The 23,352-nt window shown below is 42.6% G+C and carries 18 protein-coding genes and 1 pseudogene; all 19 read left to right on the forward strand.

Features of this window, described 5'->3' with window-relative positions; translation table 11 throughout:
• The first annotated feature begins 3 nt into the window (after positions 1–3).
• The 19 genes and pseudogenes from NFS18_RS10015 (at position 4) to NFS18_RS10105 (ending at position 23,096) form a co-directional block, all read left to right on the forward strand.
• The gene (locus NFS18_RS10015; protein WP_251389905.1) at positions 4–1,416 is read left to right on the forward strand and encodes an MBOAT family O-acyltransferase; all 1,413 of its coding nucleotides are present in this window, start codon (positions 4–6) and stop codon (positions 1,414–1,416) included.
• Positions 1,417–1,478: 62 nt separating this feature from the next.
• Positions 1,479–2,654: a DHHW family protein gene (locus tag NFS18_RS10020; RefSeq protein WP_251389906.1), complete on the forward strand. Its 1,176-nt coding sequence runs from the start codon at positions 1,479–1,481 to the stop codon at positions 2,652–2,654.
• A 207-nt stretch (positions 2,655–2,861) separates the two neighbouring features.
• Complete coding sequence (gene nifJ, locus NFS18_RS10025; RefSeq protein WP_251389907.1) at positions 2,862–6,407, forward strand: pyruvate:ferredoxin (flavodoxin) oxidoreductase; 3,546 nt, start codon at positions 2,862–2,864, stop codon at positions 6,405–6,407.
• 179 nt (positions 6,408–6,586) lie between these two features.
• On the forward strand, positions 6,587–7,465 hold the full coding sequence (locus NFS18_RS10030) for a DUF5685 family protein (protein ID WP_251389908.1): 879 nt from the start codon (positions 6,587–6,589) through the stop codon (positions 7,463–7,465).
• Positions 7,465–8,808: an MATE family efflux transporter gene (locus NFS18_RS10035; RefSeq protein ID WP_251389909.1), complete on the forward strand. Its 1,344-nt coding sequence runs from the start codon at positions 7,465–7,467 to the stop codon at positions 8,806–8,808. The genes NFS18_RS10030 and NFS18_RS10035 overlap by 1 nt, the downstream gene beginning before the upstream one ends.
• Before the next feature lie 163 nt (positions 8,809–8,971).
• The gene (locus NFS18_RS10040) at positions 8,972–9,613 is read left to right on the forward strand and encodes a J domain-containing protein (RefSeq protein WP_251389910.1); all 642 of its coding nucleotides are present in this window, start codon (positions 8,972–8,974) and stop codon (positions 9,611–9,613) included.
• Positions 9,604–10,146 carry a hypothetical protein gene (locus NFS18_RS10045; RefSeq protein WP_251389911.1) on the forward strand — a complete coding sequence of 181 codons (543 nt, stop codon included), beginning with the start codon at positions 9,604–9,606 and terminating at the stop codon, positions 10,144–10,146. Before NFS18_RS10040 ends, NFS18_RS10045 begins: the two co-directional genes overlap by 10 nt.
• Before the next feature lie 6 nt (positions 10,147–10,152).
• Positions 10,153–10,821 (forward strand): L-serine ammonia-lyase, iron-sulfur-dependent subunit beta, encoded by a 669-nt coding sequence (sdaAB, locus tag NFS18_RS10050; protein WP_251389912.1) that lies wholly within the window; start codon positions 10,153–10,155, stop codon positions 10,819–10,821.
• A gap of 133 nt (positions 10,822–10,954) precedes the next feature.
• Positions 10,955–11,830 carry an L-serine ammonia-lyase, iron-sulfur-dependent, subunit alpha gene (gene sdaAA / locus NFS18_RS10055; RefSeq protein WP_251389913.1) on the forward strand — a complete coding sequence of 292 codons (876 nt, stop codon included), beginning with the start codon at positions 10,955–10,957 and terminating at the stop codon, positions 11,828–11,830.
• Between the two features lie 190 nt (positions 11,831–12,020).
• Positions 12,021–13,286 carry a phosphopyruvate hydratase gene (gene eno / locus NFS18_RS10060; protein ID WP_251389914.1) on the forward strand — a complete coding sequence of 422 codons (1,266 nt, stop codon included), beginning with the start codon at positions 12,021–12,023 and terminating at the stop codon, positions 13,284–13,286.
• 218 nt (positions 13,287–13,504) lie between these two features.
• Positions 13,505–13,744: pseudogene (locus NFS18_RS10065) on the forward strand (alpha-L-rhamnosidase-related protein); the annotation flags it as partial.
• Positions 13,745–13,807: 63 nt separating this feature from the next.
• A complete protein-coding gene (gene secG / locus NFS18_RS10070) occupies positions 13,808–14,050 on the forward strand; it encodes a preprotein translocase subunit SecG (protein WP_251389916.1) in 243 nt (80 codons plus the stop codon).
• 222 nt (positions 14,051–14,272) lie between these two features.
• Positions 14,273–16,420 (forward strand): ribonuclease R, encoded by a 2,148-nt coding sequence (gene rnr, locus NFS18_RS10075; RefSeq protein ID WP_251389917.1) that lies wholly within the window; start codon positions 14,273–14,275, stop codon positions 16,418–16,420.
• A 78-nt stretch (positions 16,421–16,498) separates the two neighbouring features.
• Positions 16,499–16,963, forward strand: coding sequence for an SsrA-binding protein SmpB (smpB, locus tag NFS18_RS10080; RefSeq protein ID WP_251389918.1), 465 nt, complete (start codon positions 16,499–16,501; stop codon positions 16,961–16,963).
• Between the two features lie 104 nt (positions 16,964–17,067).
• Positions 17,068–18,309: a [Fe-Fe] hydrogenase large subunit C-terminal domain-containing protein gene (locus tag NFS18_RS10085; protein WP_251389919.1), complete on the forward strand. Its 1,242-nt coding sequence runs from the start codon at positions 17,068–17,070 to the stop codon at positions 18,307–18,309.
• A gap of 214 nt (positions 18,310–18,523) precedes the next feature.
• Positions 18,524–19,672 (forward strand): coiled-coil domain-containing protein, encoded by a 1,149-nt coding sequence (locus NFS18_RS10090; RefSeq protein ID WP_251389920.1) that lies wholly within the window; start codon positions 18,524–18,526, stop codon positions 19,670–19,672.
• 339 nt (positions 19,673–20,011) lie between these two features.
• Positions 20,012–20,752 carry a 30S ribosomal protein S2 gene (gene rpsB / locus NFS18_RS10095; RefSeq protein ID WP_251389921.1) on the forward strand — a complete coding sequence of 247 codons (741 nt, stop codon included), beginning with the start codon at positions 20,012–20,014 and terminating at the stop codon, positions 20,750–20,752.
• Between the two features lie 111 nt (positions 20,753–20,863).
• Complete coding sequence (tsf, locus tag NFS18_RS10100) at positions 20,864–21,784, forward strand: translation elongation factor Ts (protein WP_251389922.1); 921 nt, start codon at positions 20,864–20,866, stop codon at positions 21,782–21,784.
• A gap of 424 nt (positions 21,785–22,208) precedes the next feature.
• The gene (locus NFS18_RS10105; protein WP_251389923.1) at positions 22,209–23,096 is read left to right on the forward strand and encodes an abortive infection family protein; all 888 of its coding nucleotides are present in this window, start codon (positions 22,209–22,211) and stop codon (positions 23,094–23,096) included.
• Positions 23,097–23,352: the final 256 nt, after the last annotated feature.

Genomic DNA, 23,352 nt, shown 5'->3' on the forward strand with positions numbered 1-23,352 from the left:
GTTATGATTTTTAGTAGTATCTTTTTTATATTTGCATTTTTACCAATTGTATTGCTTATCTATTATCTGATGCCTTTTAAGCTGAAGAATCTGGTGCTTCTGATCGTCAGTCTGATTTTTTATGCATGGGGTGAACCAATTTATGTCATTTTGATGATATTCAGCATCGCCATCAATTTTGTCAGCGGAATTGAATTGGAATATTTAATGGAAAACGGGGAAATGCAGAAGGCGAAATATGCCTGTATTACGACTGTGGTTATCAACCTGCTGATCCTCGGTTTTTACAAATATTACGGATTCCTTTTAGAAAATTTAAATGCAATACTGCCCTTTGATATATCATATACGCAGCTTGCGCTGCCAATAGGCATTTCGTTCTACACATTCCAGACTATGTCTTATGTAATTGATGTATATAAAGGAAAAGTAGAAGCACAACACAATCCAGTTACATTCGGGGCGTATGTGTCTATGTTTCCTCAGTTGATTGCAGGACCGATCGTTCGCTATTCCGATGTGGAAAAGCAGCTCCAGCGCCGGATATTTTCTGTGGAGAGATTTGGTGATGGTGTAATGTGGTTCTTGCAGGGGCTTGGTAAAAAGGTTCTGATTGCAAACAATATGGGGAGTGTATATGAGTCCGTCATGGCGCTGGGGGCATCACAGACTTCAGTTTTGACAGCTTGGATCGGATGCTTTGCCTATACAATGCAGATTTATTTTGACTTTGGCGGTTATTCAGATATGGCGATTGGTCTTGGTAAAATGCTTGGTTTCGATTTTATGAAGAACTTTGATTATCCGTATACCGCAAAAAGTATTACAGAGTTCTGGCGCAGATGGCACATTTCCCTGAGCAGCTGGTTTAAGGAATATGTGTATATTCCGCTTGGAGGAAACAGAGGGGGTACGGCGCAGGCAATTCGTAACCTGATGATTGTCTGGGGACTGACCGGGCTGTGGCATGGCGCAGCATGGAATTTTATTTTTTGGGGACTTTATTATGGCATAATTTTGATCATTGAGAAGTATATATTAAAAGAAGCAATGGAAAAGCTTCCTTCTATTGTTCAGCATATTTATACATTGGTTCTAGTGATGTTTGGATGGGTACTGTTTTGCTCCCCATCACTTGGACGGGCTGCGTCTTATATGGGAACAATGCTGGGGATCGGCGGAGCTGGATTTGCGGATGCAACAGCGCTGTATTATCTGAAATCTACATTTCTGCTGGGGACCTTTGCAGCGGTGGCAAGTACACCGGTCATTCATAAAAGATTTTCTGAATGGATAAAAGCAAGAGAAGTATACAAACGGGCATTTTGTATTGCAATGTATGTGGTCATATTTGTGATTTCTACAGCATATTTGGTCAATGCGACATATAACCCATTTTTGTATTTCAGATTTTGATGAGTAACAGTTCAGCCTGCGGCTGAGCTGTTACATGACAGCATAGAAAAGGTGAGTAAAGTATGGAAAATAAGGTGCGAAAGCAGAGAAGCAGCAAGCGCAGGGCGTACAGAGGAACGTACCGTATTATGGCATTTTCCTTTATAGGAGGGGTACTGTTCCTGGCGATCGCAAGTATCATCAAACCGGATGTACGTTTTTCCGAGGAGGAGAACCGTATTCTGGCGGAGATGCCGAAGTTGAGTAAAGAAGGTCTGGCGGACAAAAACTATATGACAGGTTTAGAGTCCTACACTTCAGATCAATTTGTTTTACGCGATTTTTGGATTAAAATGAAGGTCCAGTGTGATCTTTTGCTCGGGAAAAGGGAACTTAACGGAGTGTATCTCGGAGCGGACAAGTACCTGATGCAGGCGCCGGCTTCCCCTGATGAGAAAAATGTGAAGACTAATCTGGATGCGATGAATCTGTTTGCCAAGAAGCATGAAAATGTGAAGGTCAATGTAATGATTGTACCGAATGCGGTATATGTGATGGAAGATTATTTGCCAAAAGGCGCTCCAGTGCGGGATCAGGGCAAAGATATGAATAATTTAAAGAAAAATTTATCTGATAAAATTGGTTTTATTGATGTAACAAAAACATTACAGCAGCATGTGAATGAAGGTCTGTATTACAAGACAGATCATCACTGGACAAGTAAGGCTGCATTGTACAGTTTTAAGGCGGCGGCAGAACAGCTTGGTATTGAAAATCCGATAACAGATTATAAGGCTTATACGGTAGATGCCTCCTTTTCTGGAACACTGGCATCCAGAAGCGGATATCACAAGGCAGAAGATGAGATTCAGGTGTATGCACCGGAAGGTGTAGAATTGCAGTATTTGGTCAGTGATTCTGATAATGGAAAGAAGCGTCCGACAGTTTATGATAGATCAAAGCTAAAGGAAAAAGATAAATATCAGGTATTTTTTGGCGGCAATCATGCAATGGTGGATATTATGACAACCAATGATACAGCGAGAAAACTGATAGTGTTCAAGGATTCTTATGCAAACTGCTTTGTTCCTTATCTGATTCCATATTACAATGAGATTGTTATGATCGATCCGCGTTATTACTATGAAAATGTAGAAACACTGATGGCAAATAAGGGAATCACAGAAGCGTTGTTTCTTTATAATCTGGATACCTTTATGACAGATAATTCTATTGCAGGAGCACTGGCGGTGGAATAGCAGAAAGCGGCGTACGAAAGTATGCCGTTTTACTGTGTATAAAAACTGTAAATAGTGACATTGCATATGAAATATATGTGAAAATGTACGTGAAAATAAACAAAAAAACAGGTGTACTTACTGGACTTTTGTAAATATAGGAGATATAATTAGAATACATGTGGAAAACTAAGTTTTGCAATGTACAGAATAAGGAGGAAACAAATAATGGCAAGAAAAATGAAGACCATGGATGGTAACCAGGCGGCAGCTCACGTGTCATATGCTTATACGGAAGTTGCAGCGATTTACCCAATCACACCATCATCTGTTATGCCGGAACATGTAGACGAGTGGGCTACAGAAGGCAGAGAGAACATCTTCGGAACAACTGTTGAAGTAACAGAGATGCAGTCCGAGGCAGGCGCTGCGGGCGCAGTACACGGATCTTTATCAGCAGGTGCTCTGACAACAACATTTACAGCATCACAGGGATTACTTTTGATGATTCCAAACTTATATAAAGTAGCAGGAGAGCAGCTCCCGGGAGTGTTCAACGTATCTGCCCGTGCAATTGCAAGCCACGCTCTGTCAATTTTCGGAGATCATTCCGATGTATATGCCTGCCGTCAGACAGGTGCAGCTATGCTCTGTGAGTCCAGTGTACAGGAAGTTATGGACCTGACAGCAGTTGCGCATTGTGCAGCATTAGAAGGTAAGATTCCGTTCATCAACTTCTTTGACGGATTCAGAACATCACACGAGATTCAGAAGATTGAGACATGGGATTACGAAGACCTGAAAGATTTGGTTAATATGGATGCGATCGATGCATTCCGTGCACATGCATTGAACCCGAATCATCCGTGCCAGAGAGGTTCTGCACAGAATCCGGATATCTTTTTCCAGGCAAGAGAAGCTTGTAACCCATATTACGATGCTCTTCCGGGAATTGTTCAGAATTATATGGACAAGGTAAATGCAAAGATTGGAACAGATTATAAACTGTTTAATTACTATGGAGCAGAAGATGCAGAGCGCGTGATCATAGCTATGGGATCTGCATGTGAGACAATTGAAGAGACTGTTGATTATATGATGGCAGCGGGCGAGAAAGTCGGTGTTGTTAAAGTTCGTCTTTACAGACCGTTTTGTGCACAGGCGCTTATCGATGCAATTCCAGAGACAGTTAAGACGATTACAGTTCTTGACAGAACAAAAGAGCCGGGAGCGCTTGGCGAGCCTTTGTATCTGGATGTTGTTGCAGCTCTTAAAGGAACAAAATTCGATGCAGTTCCGGTGCTTTCCGGACGTTACGGACTTGGTTCCAAAGATACAACACCGGCACAGATCGTTGCTGTATTCAATAATACAGAGAAGAAGATGTTTACGATCGGTATTGTGGATGATGTAACAAATCTGTCACTTGAAGTAGGCGCTCCGCTTGTTACAACTCCGGAAGGAACAATCAACTGTAAGTTCTGGGGACTTGGTGCTGACGGTACTGTCGGTGCAAATAAGAACTCCATTAAGATCATCGGTGACAACACAGATATGTATGCACAGGCATACTTTGACTATGATTCTAAGAAGTCCGGTGGTGTGACAATGTCCCACCTGCGTTTTGGTAAATCTCCGATTAAGTCAACATATCTGATCCGTCAGGCGAACTTTGTAGCATGCCATAATCCGTCTTATGTTGACAAGTATAACATGGTTCAGGAACTGGTTGACGGCGGAACATTCCTTCTGAACTGTCCATGGGATATGGAAGGTCTTGAGAAGCATCTGCCGGGACAGGTAAAAGCATTTATCGCTAACCATGGTATCAAGTTCTACACAATTGACGGTATCAAGATCGGTAAGGAGATCGGACTTGGCGGACGTATCAATACGGTTCTGCAGTCTGCATTCTTCAAACTGGCTGCGATCATTCCTGAGGAAGAAGCAATCGATCTGATGAAGAAGGCTGCAAAGGCTACTTACGGAAGAAAGGGCGATAAGATCGTTCAGATGAACTACGATGCAATTGACGCAGGCGCTAAACAGGTTGTAGAAGTTGCAGTTCCGGAGAGCTGGAAGGATGCAGCAGACGAAGGTCTGTTCGCACCGGAAGTTAAGGGCGGAAGAGCAGATGTTGTTGATTTCGTTAAAAATGTACAGGTTAAGGTAAATGCACAGGAAGGTAATACACTTCCGGTATCTGCATTCAATGATTATGTAGATGGTTCTACACCGTCTGGTTCTTCTGCATACGAGAAACGTGGCATCGCAGTAGATATTCCGGTATGGAAACCGGAAAACTGTATCCAGTGTAACCGTTGTGCATATGTATGTCCGCACGCAGTTATCCGCCCGGTGGCGCTGACAGAGGAAGAGGCTGCTAAGGCTCCGGAAGGACTGCAGACACTTGATATGACAGGTATGCCGGGAATGAAGTTTACAATGACAGTTTCCGCATATGACTGTACAGGATGTGGTTCTTGTGCGAATGTATGTCCTGGAAAGAAGGGCGAGAAGGCTCTCGTTATGGAGAACATGGAAGCAAATGCAGGCTCCCAGAAGTTCTTTGACTTCGGTACAGAGATTCCGGTAAAACCAGAAGTAGTTTCTAAGTTCAAAGAAGCTACTGTAAAGGGAAGCCAGTTCAAACAGCCACTGCTTGAGTTCTCAGGCGCATGTGCAGGCTGTGGTGAGACACCATACGCAAAACTGATCACACAGTTGTTCGGTGACAGAATGTATATTGCAAACGCAACAGGATGTTCCTCTATCTGGGGTAACTCTTCACCGTCCACACCATACACTGTAAATGCTAAGGGACAGGGTCCGGCATGGTCCAACTCTCTGTTCGAGGATAATGCAGAGTTTGGTTACGGTATGCTGCTTGCGCAGAACACTATTCGTGCAAGACTGAAAAAATATGTAGAGAAGATTGCTGAAGTTGCAGAGAAAGAAGATGTAAAAGCAACGGCTTTAGAATACCTTGATACATTTGCATGCGGTGCAACAAACGGTACAGCTACAGATAAACTGGTAGCAGCACTGGAAGCTTGTGACTGTGATATGGCAGAGAGACTGGAAGTTCTGAAGAACAAAGATTTCCTTGCTAAGAAGTCTCAGTGGATCTTCGGTGGTGACGGATGGGCTTACGATATCGGATTCGGCGGTGTTGACCATGTACTTGCAAGCGGCAAGGATATCAACATCATGGTATTCGATACAGAAGTTTACTCCAATACAGGCGGACAGTCCTCCAAGGCTACAAAGACAGGTGCTACTGCACAGTTCGCAGCAGGCGGAAAAGAGACGAAGAAGAAAGACCTTGCAGGAATCGCAATGAGCTATGGTTATGTATACGTTGCACAGATTGCTATGGGCGCTGACTTCAACCAGACTGTAAAGGCAATTGCAGAGGCAGAGGCATATCCGGGACCATCACTCATCATTGCTTATGCTCCGTGTATCAACCACGGTATCAAGAAGGGCATGAGCAAAGCTCAGACCGAGGAGCAGTTAGCAGTAGAGTGTGGATACTGGAATAACTTCCGTTACAATCCGGCAGCAGAGGGCAACAAGTTCTCACTGGACAGCAAAGAGCCTAAGCTGGAAGGATATCAGGAATTCCTCGATGGAGAAGTTCGTTACAATGCATTGAAGAGAGCTAATCCGGAGAAGGCTGCTAAGTTGTTTGCGATCAACGAGAATGAAGCTAAAGAAAGATATGATTATCTGAAGAAGCTGATAGCAGTTTATGCAGCAGAAGAAGAGTAAAAATAAGTTTCGGTGAAATCCGAAGCAAAAATAAAAAGGGAATCGGCGATTGCCGGTTCCCTTTTTTCAAAAAAGAGATGACAAAATTCTTGTTTGCGAACCATGATGAAGTAAAACGAAATCTTGGTAATACTGATTCTAAACTGAAGGAATCTGGATTAAGCTAAAAAGGAGATATCATGTTTGGTTATGTAACGATTTGTGAGCCGGAATTAAAAATGAAAGATTTTAGAAGATATAAGGCGTATTATTGCGGACTCTGCCAGACGCTTAAAGAACGGCATGGAAGTCTGGGGCAGATGACGCTGGCATATGACATGACGTTTGTTATCATTTTGCTCACATCACTATATGAATGTGAATTGAAAAGTTCTGCGCATAGATGTAAGGTGCATCCGATTAAGAAGCAAATTATGCTCCAGAATGAATTTGCTGAATATGCCGCAGATATGAATCTGATTTTGGCATACTATCATATGAAAGACGATTGGCAGGATGAAAGAAAAGTGAGCGGATTGCTTGGAACAGCCGCTCTTCGCAGAAAAGCGGAGCGGGCAGTCCGCAAATATCCAAGACAAAGCCGTGTGATCCGAGAAGAATTAAAGGCGCTGGAGTGTTATGAAAAGGCTGATTCTCAGAATATAGACGAGACTGCCGGGTGTTTTGGACGTTTGATGGAAGAATTGCTCGTGTATAAGAAAGATGTGTGGGAAGAAGCACTCCGGACAATTGGATTTTTTCTGGGAAAATTTATTTATATTATGGATGCCTATGAGGATATGAATAAAGACTTGAAAGAAGGAAATTATAATCCACTGAAGGAACTGAACAAGTCGGAGAATTACGAGGAACGATGCCGTGAGATGCTTTGCATGATGATTGCGGAGAGCAGCTCGGCATTTGAGAAGCTCCCTTGTCTTATAGATGCAGATATCCTGCGCAATATTTTGTATGCAGGCGTGTGGACTCGTTACAATAAGCTGCAGAAGAAGCGTGAAGAAGCTAATGTGTATACAGAACATGCAGAAGAAAAGAAACGGGTGAAGGGGAGAGAATAATGAATCGGGATCTGACAACCGGAAATATTACAAAATCCTTGCTTTGGTTTGCATTCCCTATTATGCTGGGGAATCTGCTGCAGCAGTTTTATAATGTGGCGGACACGATTATTGTTGGTCAGTTCCTTGGAAAAGAAGCTTTGGCAGCAGTCGGCTCTTCTTATACGTTAATGACATTCTTAACTTCCATTTTGCTGGGACTGTGTATGGGGAGCGGAGTAGCATTTTCTATTTGCTATGGCAGGAAAGAAATGAACAAGCTGCGTTCTGATATTTTTCTGTCCTTTTGCATGATCGGCGGGATTACGATACTGATAACAGTTCTTGTGTTTACGGGATTGGAGGTTATTCTTCAATTGCTGCAAGTTCCATCTGATATTTATGGAACCATGAGAGAATATCTATGGGTGATCTTTTGGGGAATTGCAGCAACATTTTTCTATAATTTCTTTGCCTCTCTTTTGCGGGCAGCAGGTAATTCCACAGTGCCGCTTTTATTTTTAGGTATCTCGGCGGCACTGAATATCGGATTGGATCTGTTGTTTGTTATCGTGTTTAAGAAAGGTGTGGGCGGTGCGGCAGCGGCAACGGTACTGTCGCAGTACATTTCTGGAATTGGGATACTGATATATACATGGGTATGGTTTCCAGAACTCCGGGTGGACAAAAGAGCAATGAAATGGCGCTGGCGGGTTCTGAAAGAAATCTTTCACCTGTCTTTTCTGACTTGCATGCAGCAGTCGGTAATGAATTTTGGGATCCTGATGGTGCAGGGATTGGTGAACAGCTTTGGTTCGGCAGTAATGGCGGCTTTTTCGGCGGCGGTGAAAATTGATTCTTTTGCGTACATGCCGGTGCAGGATTTTGGAAATGCATTTTCTACGTTTGTGGCGCAGAATTATGGGGCAGGCAAAAAAGAACGGATTCAGGAAGGTGTGCGAGGCGCTGTGCGTACGTCGTTTTTGTTTAGTACGGCGGTAAGTATAGTGGTGTTTGTGTTTGCAAGACCTTTGATGATGATTTTTGTGAAACCATATGAAACGGAAATCTTGCAGGTGGGCGTGAATTACCTGCGGATTGAAGGATCGTTTTATTGCCTGATTGGTTTTTTGTTTCTGTTGTACGGTTATTTCCGTGCAGTAACCAGACCGGGAATTTCCCTTGTTCTGACTGTGATTTCTTTGGGAATACGAGTCGTTCTGGCATATGTATTGTCGTCAGTTTCAACATTTGGGGTGAATGGAATCTGGGCGGCAGTGCCGATTGGATGGATGTTTGCGGACATTGTGGGTTATATTTATTACAGAAAATACAGCGGCAGAAATCCGGTTAATGAAAAGTGAAGATTCTATGAAGATTGTGTTCTTCTCTGGACAAGAAACGGGATTTGGGATATTATAAATTAATGTAGCGGTTTGCTGAATGAGTGAATTGCCGCAGTCTGAGTCAGAGTGGCAATGCTTGCTCGGCGTAGATTTCAAAAGATAGAAATGCGAGGAAAATAGAATGAATAAAAATCCTTATGAGGTGTTGGGAGTATCTCCGAGTGCATCAGACGATGAAGTGAAACGGGCGTATAGAGATTTGACAAGAAAGTATCATCCAGATGTCAATGTGAATAATCCTCTGGCGGATCTGGCAGAAGAGAAGTTTAAAGAGGTACAGGAAGCATATGACATTATAATGAAAGAGCGTGAGCATGGCGGAAGCGGTTACGGCGGTTATAATAATAACCAGTCTTATGGATGGGGACAAAATTCTGGCTCCCAGCCGGATGTAGAGTTACAGGCGGCAGCCAATTTTATCAATACGAGGCGTTATCGTGATGCGATCAATGTATTGAACCGTATGCCGAATCGTACTGCACAGTGGTATTATTTAAGTGCGGCAGCCAATGCCGGAATCGGCAATAATATTCTGGCAAGGGATCATGCTGGACAGGCAGTCAATATGGAACCGAACAATCTGCAGTATCGTCAGCTTTTGAATCAGCTCGAATGGGCAGGACAGAGATATCAGAATAATCCGTATGGCGGTGTCTACGGGATGGGTGGCGGATCCTGCGGCACAGGAAACATGTGCTGCGATCTGTGTATCGCTGACCAGTTATGTGAATGTATGGGAGGGGATCTCTGCGCATGCATGTAAAAGCAAAGAAGATGGCTTTTAGCGGGATGCTTCTCGCTTTGACGATTGTCTGTATGCTGCTTGGCAGTATCATAGAGACGAGTACCTTATTCCTGCTTGCGGCAGCATCCTATTTCGTGGGAATTGTTCTGCGGGAATTTGGGGAGAAGACCGGTATTGCTTTTTATCTGGCAGGAGTGCTTCTTGGTCTGATTGCCGCTCCTAATAAATTTTATGTTGTGTCTTATGCTGCAATGGGATTTTATATCCTTGCAATTGAACTGGTATGGCCGCATCTGGGCAGACTTCCTGAAAATGTGAAACGTAGGGGCATTTTTTGGACGATCAAGTATATTGTGTTCAATGTGATTTATATTCCGGCAGTTCTTTTTTTTCAGGAACTGCTCTTTGCACATAAGCTTTCAACAGGTATTATGATTGGTCTGTTTATGGCAGGACAGGCTGGATTGTTCATTTACGACAGGGCATATGAATATGTGCAGAGAGAATTGTGGAGCAAGTTCCGCGGCAGATTGTTTAAGAGTGGAGAATAGAAGCGTATGAATTTTCTAAGTATATTTGATGTGATCGGACCCAACATGATCGGACCGTCAAGTTCACACACGGCGGGAGCTGTTGCAATTGCACTTTCTGCCCGCAAGATGTTTGGCGGGGAGATTACAAGAGTTACATTTACCCTGTATGGTTCTTTTGCAAAGACATATAAAGGTCATGGTACGGACAAAGCGCTCCTTGGCGGAATTTTGGGATTTTCAACAGATGATGAGCGGATTCGTGATGCATTTGAACTTGCAAACGAGATGGGAGTAGAATATAAATTTCATATAGATGAAGAAACTGTAACAAATCACCCGAATACGGCAGATATTCTTCTGGAAAATGAGAACGGACACAAACTTTTTGTGCGGGGCGAGTCCATCGGCGGAGGTAAGATGAAAATTGTCCGCATCAATAATGTGAATGTAGAATTTACAGGCGAGTACAGTACACTTATTGTACAGCAGATTGATAAGCCGGGAGTGGTGGCACACATCACACAGTGTCTGAGCCTGCACAATATCAATATTGCATTTATGCGGTTGTTTCGTGAGTCAAAAGGCACGGCAGCATTTACAGTTGTGGAATCTGATCAGCCGATCCCACGTGACATTTTACAATATATCAAGATCAATCCAAATGTACAGGATCTGATGCTGATTGAGATGTAGCAGGGTAACAGTTCAGCGTAAGAAAGTGTGATGGAAGAAAGAATCCGCCCTCTCACCGAAGGGGAACTAAGTATAGGGTGGATTCGATAACAGTGCAGCCGTAAGGCTGAACTGTTATGTAGGAGGAGGCGGAATGGATTTTTATAATGGACAAGTTTTATTAGATTTATGTAATAGTGAAAATATGCCGATTTCCGCGGTGATGAAAGAACGAGAAATAACAGAAGGAACGCTCACAAGCGAGGAAGTAGATGCAAAGCTTGTGACAGTTCTCAATATAATGAAGGACTCCTCTCACAAGCCAATCGAGAAGCCAGGAAAATCAATCGGCGGTCTTATTGGCGGCGAGGCGAAAAAGGTAAATGATTTTGGGAAAACTTCTGTAAGTGTTGCGGGAGACATGCTCTCCAAAGCAATGTCATACAGTATGGCGGTACTCGAAGTCAATGCTTCAATGGGATTGATCGTTGCCGCACCGACAGCGGGTTCTTCTGGAGTTGTTCCGGGAGTCTTGATGGCATTGAAAGAAGAGAAGGGGTTATCCGATGAAATATTGTATAAAGGTCTTTTAAATGCTGGAGCAGTGGGATATCTTCTTATGAGAAATGCTTCCGTATCGGGAGCGGAAGCCGGCTGTCAGGCAGAGGTTGGGGCAGCATCTGCAATGGCTGCAAGCGCAGTTGTCGAGATTATGGGTGGAACGCCGGAGCAGTGTCTGGCTGCTGCAAGTCTTTCAATATCTAATCTTCTCGGACTTGTGTGCGATCCGATCGCCGGGCTTGTAGAGTCTCCGTGCCAGAGCCGTAATGCGGTTGGTGTTGCAAATGCGATTACTTCGGCAGAACTTGCACTGGCAGGGGTGATACATCCGATTCCATTTGACGAGATGGCAGAGGCCATGTACCGTGTCGGCAAGAGTCTTCCCTTTGAATTGCGTGAGACAGCTATGGGCGGTTGTGCCGGGACACCGACAGGCTGTGCGCTTGGCTGTAACATTTGCGGAAAATAAATTACTAGAATAGCACTGATTTTTTGAAAGAACAAAGATAGGAAACATCTTCCTAACATGAAGAATTTCATATATGGAAACACTATCCTCAGTTGACAAAATGTGATGACAAGTCTTGCAGTTAAGCAGATTGTAATCCATTTTGCTGCTGGGGATATTTTGTTATTAAGATATAGGAGGAGATTAGACTATGTATCAACATTTACCCATTCGGGATGTATACGCCAGAGAGATTTTAGATTCCCGGGGAAATCCGACGATAGAGGTAGAAATTCTTGCCGGAGATTCAGTGGTTGGAAGAGCGTCAGTACCGTCCGGCGCTTCTACTGGGAAATACGAAGCGGTAGAGCTTCGTGATAATGACTCCAGATATTGCGGAAAGGGAGTCCAGCGTGCGGTTCAGCATGTTAATGATCATCTGGCAAATGTTGTCATTGGCATGAATGTGTTTGACCAGACAGAGATTGACCATATGCTGATAAAGACAGATGGAAGTAAGAACAAAAAGAATTTGGGGGCAAATGCCTTGCTCGGTGTATCACTGGCAGCAGCCCATGCAGCGGCAAATGCGTTGAAGCTTCCGCTTTACAAATATCTGGGTGGTGTCAATGCAAAAAAACTGCCGCTTCCTATGATGAACATTATGAATGGCGGCGCACATGCAGATAATACGCTGGATATTCAGGAATTTATGATTATGCCCGTAGGGGCAGAAAATTTTCGTGAAGGGCTTCGGATGTGTGCAGAGATTTATCAGTCCTTAAAGAGGTTACTGAAAGAACAGGGATTGAATACCGCAGTTGGTGACGAGGGCGGTTTTGCACCAGATTTGCCGGGAGCAAAAGAGGCATTGCAATTTCTGGCAAATGCAGTGGAGAAAGCAGGTTATCAGATGGGTACGGATATTGCGATTGCTTTGGATGTGGCTGCATCCGAGTTGTATCACCCGGAGAGCGGTAAGTATGTTTTCCCGGGAGAAAGCAAGATGACAGGGAAGCGAGTTGCCCGCACTGCGGAAGAACTGATTGATTATTATCAGGAACTAGCTTTGGAATTTCCCATACGTTCTATTGAAGATCCATTGGATGAGGAAGACTGGGATGGCTGGGAGCTTTTAACAACCAGACTGGGAAGCGAGATGCAATTGGTTGGAGATGATCTGTTTGTGACCAATACAGAGCGGCTGAAACAAGGAATCGATAAGGGGGTTGCTAATGCAATTCTGGTGAAGGTCAACCAGATCGGAACGTTGACAGAAGCAATTGAAGCCATCGAACTGGCACAGAAATCCGGTTACAATGCAATTATTTCCCATCGTTCAGGAGAGACGGAGGATACTACAATTGCGGATATCGCAGTAGCATTCAATGCGGGACAGATTAAGACAGGGGCGCCCTGCCGAACAGAACGGGTGGCGAAGTATAATCAGTTAATTCGGATTGAAGAAGAATTGTAAAGTGTTTTGTACACAATTAGCAAATTGAGAAATGCTTTTGTATTTTTGATGTCGCAAATTCTCTCCTCGCGTGTCATTTCCTCCTCTTTCGTAAAAGAGAAGGAAATGATATGCTTGATTTACTTAAGAACTGGTTTTTAAACTTTCAGCAGCTGTGTTGTATATCGTAGTTATTCAGTTCTATAAGGTGAGGTTGTTCTGGACTTTATTATGATTCCGCAAGAATTGTAGCTAAGTCTGCAGAAGTGCTGGAGTATCAACAAGAGGCTGAAAAATATAGATCATTGGCTGATGAGGTTTTGCAAGCAATTCGGGAAGAGTATATTACAAGAAGCGGACGTCAGGCAGTTACAACACAGACGGCTTATGTACTGGCTTTACAATACGGAATTGTGACGGCAGCAGAGCAAAGAAAAACAGTAGATGCATTAAGACAAAAATTAGAAAAAAATAGATAATCCTTGCTTTCTTTCATACCCTATGCTAAAATAAATGAAGTTATCCATAGGAGGTGTGAATGTATGGAGATTTTGAAAATTATTCTGACAATTATTTTTGTTATAGATTGTATTGCATTATCAGCGATTATTCTTCTTCAGGAAGGTAAGTCAGCCGGACTTGGGACAATCGGCGGTGTGGCAGATTCTTATTGGGGACAGAACAAGGGACGTTCTATGGAAGGAGCTCTTGTAAAGTCCACAAAGTTTTTGGCAATTTTATTTTTGGTTCTGGCAGTTGTACTGAACCTGGGCATATTTAACTAAGGTGTCTATAGATATTTTGGTGGTACAAACAACAGGCTAAGAAGATAAGTTAGATGACAAAGCACTCTATATCCGATATAGGGTGCTTTTTTCTACAAAGGAACTTTCTGATTTGTATGCGAATGAAGATTTTTGTACACTCTATTTTATATAGAAAAAAATGATGACACTTTAGTTTTTAGATTGAATTGCTATGAAAAATGATATGGCAGGGGAGAAGACATGACCAATACAAACACATTTGAGAAACGGAAAAAAGTAATATATGATTTTATCTGTGATGATTTTTATGTTCCGATGAAAATCAAAGAGATTGCAATGGTACTGCAGATTCCGCGAGAACATCGGGATGAATTGAAAGCAGTTCTGGATATATTGGAAGAGGAAGGTAAGATCAGCCTTTCCAAGCGGGGCAAGTATTCCAAAGGACAGGCAAAGCGGTTAACCGGTATCTATCAGGCACATCCCCGGGGATTTGGATTTGTGGCGCAGGAGGGTGTGGACGAAGATGTATATATTTCCGAGGATAATACAAACGGCGCTTTTCAGGGAGATGAAGTGGAATTTATCATTACCCGGCATAAAGAAGGGGACAAACGAACAGAGGGAAAGATTGTGCGGATTTTATCTCATGGCACAACAAAAATTGTGGGTCTGTATGAGAAGTGCAAAAGTTATGGTTTTGTGAGTCCTGACAATCAGCGTATTTTGAATGACATTTATATCCCGGAAGGAAAAGAAAAGGGAGCAATGACCGGGCATAAGGTGGTTGTGGAACTGACTTCTTACGGTGGAGAACATTTGAAACCAGAAGGATTTGTAACGGAGATTCTCGGACATATTAACGACCCGGGAACAGATATTATGTCCATAGTAAAGGGTTTTGACCTTCCAACGGAATTTCCGGACCGGGTGATGAATCAGGCAGAGCGTGTCGGCAAAGATGTGTCCGAGGCAGATATAGCGGGACGCATGGACTTACGTGGCTGGGAGATGGTGACCATTGATGGGGAGGACGCCAAAGATTTGGATGATGCGGTTTCTCTGACAAAAGACGGAGAGAATTATAAGCTGGGAGTTCATATTGCGGACGTAACGAATTATGTGCAGGAGCGAAGCGCATTGGATAGAGAAGCTTTGAAACGTGGTACAAGTGTCTATCTGGCAGACCGTGTGATTCCTATGCTGCCGCATAAATTGTCTAATGGTATCTGCTCTTTAAATGCGGGAGAGGACAGGCTGGCGCTGAGTTGTATTATGACTGTGAATCTAAAAGGTGAGGTTGTGGAACACCTGATTGCGGAGACTGTTGTCTGTATCAATGAGCGTATGAGTTATACCAGTGTTGCGAAGATTCTGGAGCAGCAGGACAAAGAAGAAATCAAACGCTACGGTCATCTCGTACCGTTATTTGAACGGATGGCGGAGTTATCCCGTATTTTGCGGACAAGGAGACATAGGAGGGGGTCTATTGACTTTGATTTTCCAGAGTCGAAAATGATTTTGAATGAGCAAGGTCATCCCATTGATATCAAGCCATATGAGCGAAATGTGGCAACGAAGCTTATTGAGGACTTTATGCTGTTGGCAAATGAGACTGTAGCGGAGGAATATTACTGGCGTGATCTGCCTTTCATATACAGAACTCACGAGACACCGGATGAGGAAAAGATGAAGAAGCTAAGCACTTTCATTAACAACTTTGGTTATCACATTCATGTAGGAAATGAAGTACGCCCGATGGAGATCCAGAAGCTTCTTGGCAAGGTTGAGGGAACACCGGAAGAAGCATTGATCAGCAGGCTGGTGCTGCGTTCTATGAAGCAGGCGAAATATACGCCTGAGAATACGGGGCACTTTGGACTGGCAGCGAAATATTATACACATTTTACCTCGCCGATCAGACGGTATCCGGATTTGCAGATTCATCGTATTATTAAAGAGAATATCCGGGGACGGCTGAATGCAGAGCGGGTTGAACATTATGAGAATATTTTGCCGGAGGTAGCAATGCAGGCTGGTTTGACCGAACGACGTGCAGAGGAAGCAGAACGGGAGACTGTTAAGCTGAAAAAGGTGGAATATATGAAAGAACGTATCGGTGAAGAGTTTGATGGCGTGATTTCCGGCATTACGAAATGGGGCGCTTATGTGGAACTGCCGAATACGATTGAAGGTTTAGTTCATGTTATAAATATGCGGGACGATCATTACGAATATTGGGAAGAACAATATGAGTTGATCGGAGAGCATACACGTAATGTCTACAAGCTGGGACAAAATGTTCGGGTGCGTGTCATTGGTGCTGACCGACTGCAGCGTGTCATAGATTTTGAATTTTGTGAGGATGTTTTTGATCAACAGCTATAGTTGTTGGAATCTGAAGAAGTTTTCAAGGTGACTATTGCAGGGGCAGCGGTAATATTTATAAAAAGGATGGTTAGAGTTATGGCAAAGACAGAGGGTAAGCTGATTGCAAATAACAAGAAAGCATATCATGATTATTTTATATTAGAAAAGTATGAGGCGGGAATCGTCCTTCACGGGACAGAAGTGAAATCGCTCCGTATGGGAAAGTGCAGTATCAAGGAAGCATTTATCCGTATTGAGAATGGAGAGATGTTTATTTACGGCATGCACATCAGCCCTTATGAAAAGGGGAATATTTTCAATAAGGATCCGCTGCGTGTCCGTAAACTTTTGCTCCATAAGAAAGAGATTGATAAAATCTTTGGGAAAATGAAAGAAAAGGGAAACACAGTCGTACCGCTTCAGGTGTATTTCAGCAGCAGTCTTGTTAAGGTGGAAATCGGACTGGCAAAAGGTAAGAAGCTGTACGATAAACGTGATGACATTGCCAGGAAGGATCAGAAGCGGGAGGCGCAGAGAGATTTCAAGGTACGAAATCTGTAGAATAGAATTCCTTGTTTTGTTCATACTGAGAATAGTGTTGATATATATGGAAGAAATGTGATGTGTCAGCGTGAAATCAATAAGAACAAAATGGGGGATTTTTTATGTCTGAAAAGAACTTTGATGAACTATATCGTGATATTATAAAACGGAAAATTTCTCTGGAAGAGCCGTTGCCGCCGGTTTATAATCCGAAGCATCTGGAATGTCTGCTTCATCCTGAAGAGTATGCGCCGGTAATCCCGGCTGAGGAATGTGACTCCTGCAAAGAGGCATATGAACGAGCCTGTCAGAACAGTTGTATTTTTGATGCAATTGGTACGGACGCAAAAGGAAAGCTGTCTATTCATCCAGAGAAATGTGTGGGGTGCGAGGCTTGTATCAAGGCCTGTGAATCTGGAAAACTGATAGCCGCAAAAGACGTAATCCCCGCCATGAAAGCAGTGCGTGAAAAAACAGGGAAAGCGTATGTGTTGATTGCTCCTGCATTTTTTGGACAGTTTCAGGAAGACGTGACACCTGGAAAGCTTCGGAAGGCATTTCGGGCATTGGGGTTTGACGGTATGGTAGAAGTGGCATTGTTTGCGGATATATTAACGATGAAGGAAGCATTGGAATTCGACAGACAGATTCAGTCTCAATCAGATTTTCAACTGACAAGCTGCTGCTGTCCTATCTGGATTGCGATGATTCGCAAAGTATATCAAGAACTGCTCCCGCATGTACCGGGGGCAGTATCTCCTATGATTGCTGCAGGACGTGTAATTAAGAGACTTTATCCAGATGCCGTGACGGTATTTGTCGGTCCATGTATGGCAAAGAAGAGCGAGGCACGGGAAGAAGACATTGCTGATGCCGTAGATTATGTGCTTACCTTTCAAGAAGTGCAGGATATTTTTGACGCAGCGGATATTCACCCGGAGCAGTTGTGTGAGGAAGAGAAAAATCATTCTTCCAAGGCAGGAAGAAATTATGCAAAAACTGGCGGTGTGAGTGAAGCTGTTGCTGAAACTGTGAGGCAGCTAAGACCAGAAAGCCGTCTGCAAGTACTTTCAGAACAAGCAGACGGCGTGTCAGAATGCAGAAAGATGCTGGAACGTTTGCAGCACGGAGAAACAACTGCTAATTTTTTTGAGGGAATGGGCTGTGTAGGAGGTTGTGTAGGAGGACCGAAAGCAATTCTTGATAGAAAAGAAGGGTGCAGACAGGTGGAACGATATGCAGAAGAGGCAGTGTACAAGACTCCGCTGGAAAACCCATATGTAATGAAAATGATGGAGTGGCTGAAATTGGATACAGTAGAAGAGTTGCTGGAGGATGAAGAATTGTTTGTGAGAAGATTCTGAACAGGTGAAATGTTACGGAAATATTAAAATCATGTTGCAAAATATAATAGTGTGTTGTATAATACAAATTGTATGTTGAGGAATTAGAGTTCAAATCCCCATATTTTATACTTTTTTGTGTGAAATTGTTGCATTCTTTTGTCACGTGGTGTATGATAAAGTATATATGTGGGGACATATAGATAATTAATAGATAATAAGGACAGGTGAAAAAATGAAATTAAGGAAAGTACTTCGTACATTAGTTGCGTTGACGTTAACTTGTACAATGATAGTTACTCCTGTGTTTGCAGCACCTGATAATAATCAGGAAAGTCTTGAGGCGCAGAAGGCAACAGCACAGAGTGAAGCAAGTGCACTTCAGCTCCAGTTGAACTCTCTGATTGAGAAGATGAATGACTTAGAGCTTCAGCTTATTGCAAAAGGACAGGAGATTATTCAGGCAGAAGAAGACCTCAGGGTTGCCGAAGAGAAAGAGAAGCAACAGTACGATGACTTGAAACTTCGTATTAAATATATGTATGAAGAAGGTGAAGGTTCTGCATTAGAGCGTGTTATGACATCGGGAAGTATCGCAGAGGTGTTGACTCAGGCAGAATATGTTGAGAAGGTACATTCATACGACCGTGAACAGTTAGAAGTATATCAGGATACTGTTCAGGAGGTGAAAGATTTAAAATCATCTCTTGAGACAGAACAGGCGAATCTACAAGAGATTGAAGGACAGTACGAGACACAGAAGACTGAACTTTCTTCCACTCTTGAGTCTAAGAACGCTGAGGTTGCTAATTTGGATGCTATGATTCAAGAAGCAGCAAGACTTGCAGCAGAGAAGGCAGCAGAAGAGCAGCGTAAGGCAGCGGAAGCAGCAAGACTTGCAGCGGAAGAAGCTGCTAGAAAACAGAACAATAGCAACAATAATGCAAATAATAGTACGAATAATAATACAGCAGATGTAGGTAACAGCGGTGTTGTTGACAATGGAAACGGGATGGTATTTGAACCGGTTACTCCTTCTGCACCAGAGCCGAGTTATGATGTTGTTACAGGCAATGCTATTGTTGACCGTGCATATAGCTGGGTTGGCAGGGCTGAATATGTATGGGGTGCCTGCTCACCGGGAGCGTTTGATTGCTCTGGATTTGTCAGCTACTGTCTGACAGGTGCTTATTCCAGACTTGGTACTACATATACATTCCTCGGATGGTCGAGAGTCAGTGATCCACAGCCGGGAGATGTAGCGGTTAATGAAGGACACTGCGGTATTTATATTGGCGGTGGACAGATGATCCACGCAGCTACATATGGTGTTGGTGTTGTTGTAGGACCAGTACAGTCCGGTATGGTTTATGTTCGTTACTAATGATAAATTCATATAAAGTACGAATGTTAAAGTGCTATAGAAAGCAAAGTACAAAAGATAAGTTCCCGCTTCGGATTTCCGAAGCGGGTTTTTATTACACCTTATTATGGGCTTTACGGTAAATGCAAATTTATATGCTGAATTGTTATTGAAACATTACATTTCGGTTATATTTTCGGTGGAAAATCCTTGCAATCCAGTAAGAATTATGCTAGACTACTAATGTTGCAAAAAAACACGTATGCTGGAGTCTCTGCCGGTGCCTAATCTGCTTATGCAGGCGGTTTCAGAGAGGATAGAAGGCATATGGAAGATGAAAACCAAATGGAGGAAAGAAACATGAGTGTTATTTCAATGAAACAGCTTTTGGAAGCGGGTGTTCACTTTGGACATCAGACAAGAAGATGGAACCCAAAGATGGCTCCGTACATTTACACAGAGAGAAATGGTATCTACATTATTGACTTACAGAAGTCTGTAGGAATGGTTGATGATGCATATCAGGCAGTAGCTGATATCGCAGCTAATGGCGGTACGATTCTTTTCGTGGGAACAAAGAAACAGGCACAGGATGCGATCAGAACAGAAGCAGAGCGCTGCGGAATGTTCTATGTAAATGAGAGATGGCTTGGAGGTATGCTGACAAACTTTAAGACAATCCAGAGCCGTATCCAGAGACTGAAAGATATCGAGAGAATGGCTGAGGACGGAACATTTGACGTTCTTCCGAAGAAAGAGGTTATCGAACTCAAGAAAGAGTGGGAGAAGTTGGAGAAGAACCTTGGCGGTATTAAGGAAATGAAGAGAATCCCGGATGCAATCTTCATCGTAGATCCGAAGAAGGAAAGAATTTGTGTTCAGGAAGCTCACACACTTGGTATTCCGTTGATTGGTATTTGTGATACAAACTGTGACCCGGAAGAACTGGATTATGTGATCCCGGGTAATGATGATGCGATCAGAGCAGTTAAGCTGATCGTTTCCAAGATGGCTGATGCAGTTATCGAGGCAAATCAGGGAGCAGCAGAGGACGTTTACTACGAGGAAGAGACAGTAGAAGAAGAGGCTGTTGAGGAGTAATAACTTGAATGCTTCAGCCTGGCAAGTACAGGCTGAGGCATTTTGTAGTATATAAGGTAAAACCCTGATATACATTTATTTTAAGAAATACAAATAAGGAGGAATCTAATCATGGCAATTACAGCGAGCATGGTAAAAGAATTAAGAGAAATGACAGGCGCAGGTATGATGGACTGTAAAAAAGCTCTGAATGAAACAAACGGAGATATGGACGCAGCAGTAGAGTATCTGAGAAAGAACGGACAGGCTAAGGCTGAGAAGAAGGCTGGAAGAATCGCAGCAGAGGGGATTGTTAAGGCTGTAGTTAAAAATGACAAAGTTGCAGCTATCGTAGAGGTAAACTCTGAGACAGATTTCGTAGCTAAGAATGCTGATTTCCAGGGATTTGTTGAGGAAGTTGTTAATCAGGCGGCAGAATCTGACGCGGCAGATATGGATGCATTCATGGCTGAGGCTTGGGCAGCGGATACAAGCAAGACTGTAAAAGACGCTCTTGTAGAAAAGATTGCGGTGATCGGTGAGAACCTGAACATCAGAAGATTCAAGAAGCTGGTTGCAGAAGGATGTGTAGTATCTTATATCCATGGCGGCGGGCGTATCGGTGTTCTTGTAGAGGCTGATGCAGACGTTGTAAACGATGAGATTAAGGCATGCCTGAAGAATGTAGCTATGCAGGTAGCGGCAATGTCTCCGAAGTATGTTTCCCGTGATGAAGTAGATGCATCTTTCCTTGAGCATGAGAAAGAAATTCTTCTGGCTCAGGCTAAGAAAGAGAATCCAGAGAAGCCAGACAATATTATCGAAAAGATGATCATTGGACGTCTGAATAAAGAGATGAAAGAAATCTGTCTGCTCGATCAGGTATACGTTCAGGATTCTGACCTGACAGTTGCTAAGTATGTAGAGAAGGTAGCAAAAGAGAACGGTGCTAACGTAACAGTTAAGAAGTTCGTTCGTTTCGAGACAGGAGAAGGTCTTGAGAAAAAGAATGAAGACTTTGCTGCTGAGGTAGCTGCTCAGATGAATCAGTAAACTTCTGAGAAGAATTGATTTACGAACCCCTGAAAATCCCATAGAATGGGCATTTTCAGGGGTTTTTTGCGTTCTTAGGAGAGGTTCATAACTTATCGTAAATTACCGTATTTTGAGTGCCGATTTGGGGGATTTTTGGGGGAAGAGTTGGGGGAAAGGGTATCCCCCAAATGGTGTGTGAAAGTTTGCCTCGTTCTTTTCGTAAAAGGAGAGAAGTTTGCTTGCCGTTTCTGGACGTAGATTTACATGGATTTTCTCTAAATGGTGTTAGGGTGCGTAATCTGTTATATCTTATCATGTAGAAATTATGGTGATGATGGAGATTGTTGGTTGATAGAGGCGTGAAATTGACCTATAATGAGTAAAGAAGAAAACGACGTTATCAGAAATTATGTATCTTTATAGATAGGGGTGGGTGTTGTCATTGAAAAATAGATGGGAATTATTATGCACAGACAAGATTATCCGTATATTAATTGGAGATAATGCTGATTGTCAATCAGAAGGGTATAGATTAGGCTTGCCTTATTTAAGAGGTCAAGATATTTGTTCATTAGCGACAAGGTTCGGATTTCCGATTGTTTATAAGGAAGATGAGTTAGGTTGTAGTTCCAGATGTGAAATGTTTAAAGCATTTCTGCTAAATATCATTAAACGTGAAATAGTGTCTAATGTTTTAGCATATATATTTTCAATGACGCAATTTGATTATTTGACGGAATTGGGTGATAGGAATACTATTCAGGAGGCATATGACAAAGCAAAGAAATGGGCATTGGACGCTATAAATGCAAATCTATTTTTGGGAAAGCATGAATTGAAGGTAGTCAATGAGAAATTTTATCTTGTTGAGTTTCAGAAAGATATACAAATAGAAGCTCCGGTTTTTAATATTGTGAATATGGAATATATACACAATTTAAGGACAAGATGTACTGAGGATTTATCCAATGGAAATTATGATAGCGTGATAACAAAGTCGAGAACATTGATGGAGGAAATTTTCTTATATGTTTTGGAAAATGAAAAAGTTAATGTTAAGATGAATGGTGATTTAACGCAGTATTATGGAAAGATAAAAGAGAAGTACGGATTGAATCAAAGTAGTGATATTGACAACAGAATCAATAGCTTATTTAGTGGTTTGGAAAGAATAGTAAGGTCGATTGCTGAATTAAGGAATAAAACCAGTGATAGTCATGGAGCAGGACAAAAGCGCTATGCAATCAGAGAGCATGAAGCAAGGCTTGTTATGAATTCTTCTATTACCATATGTGAATATATTTTGTCAATTTATAAAAATAATCAATAAATTCTACATAGCCGATTGATTTTCAAAAAAGAGAATCAGTCGGCTTTTTTATTTCCCCCAAAATCCATACATAGCCATTCTGTCTTATGCGGAGTGGCTATTAAATTTTTCAGGAAAGGAGGTAAACCGTGATGTCTAAATGTAAGGTAATCGCCCTTGCAAACCAGAAAGGCGGAACGGGTTATGAAAAGCTATATATTATGCAAAGCTAGAGATAGAAATCTTTATAAATAAAGGATTCTTTGGTTGATTTACT

It is taken from the genome of Mediterraneibacter agrestimuris (genome assembly GCF_943193195.1).
In the GTDB taxonomy this organism is placed as follows: domain Bacteria; phylum Bacillota; class Clostridia; order Lachnospirales; family Lachnospiraceae; genus Schaedlerella; species Schaedlerella agrestimuris.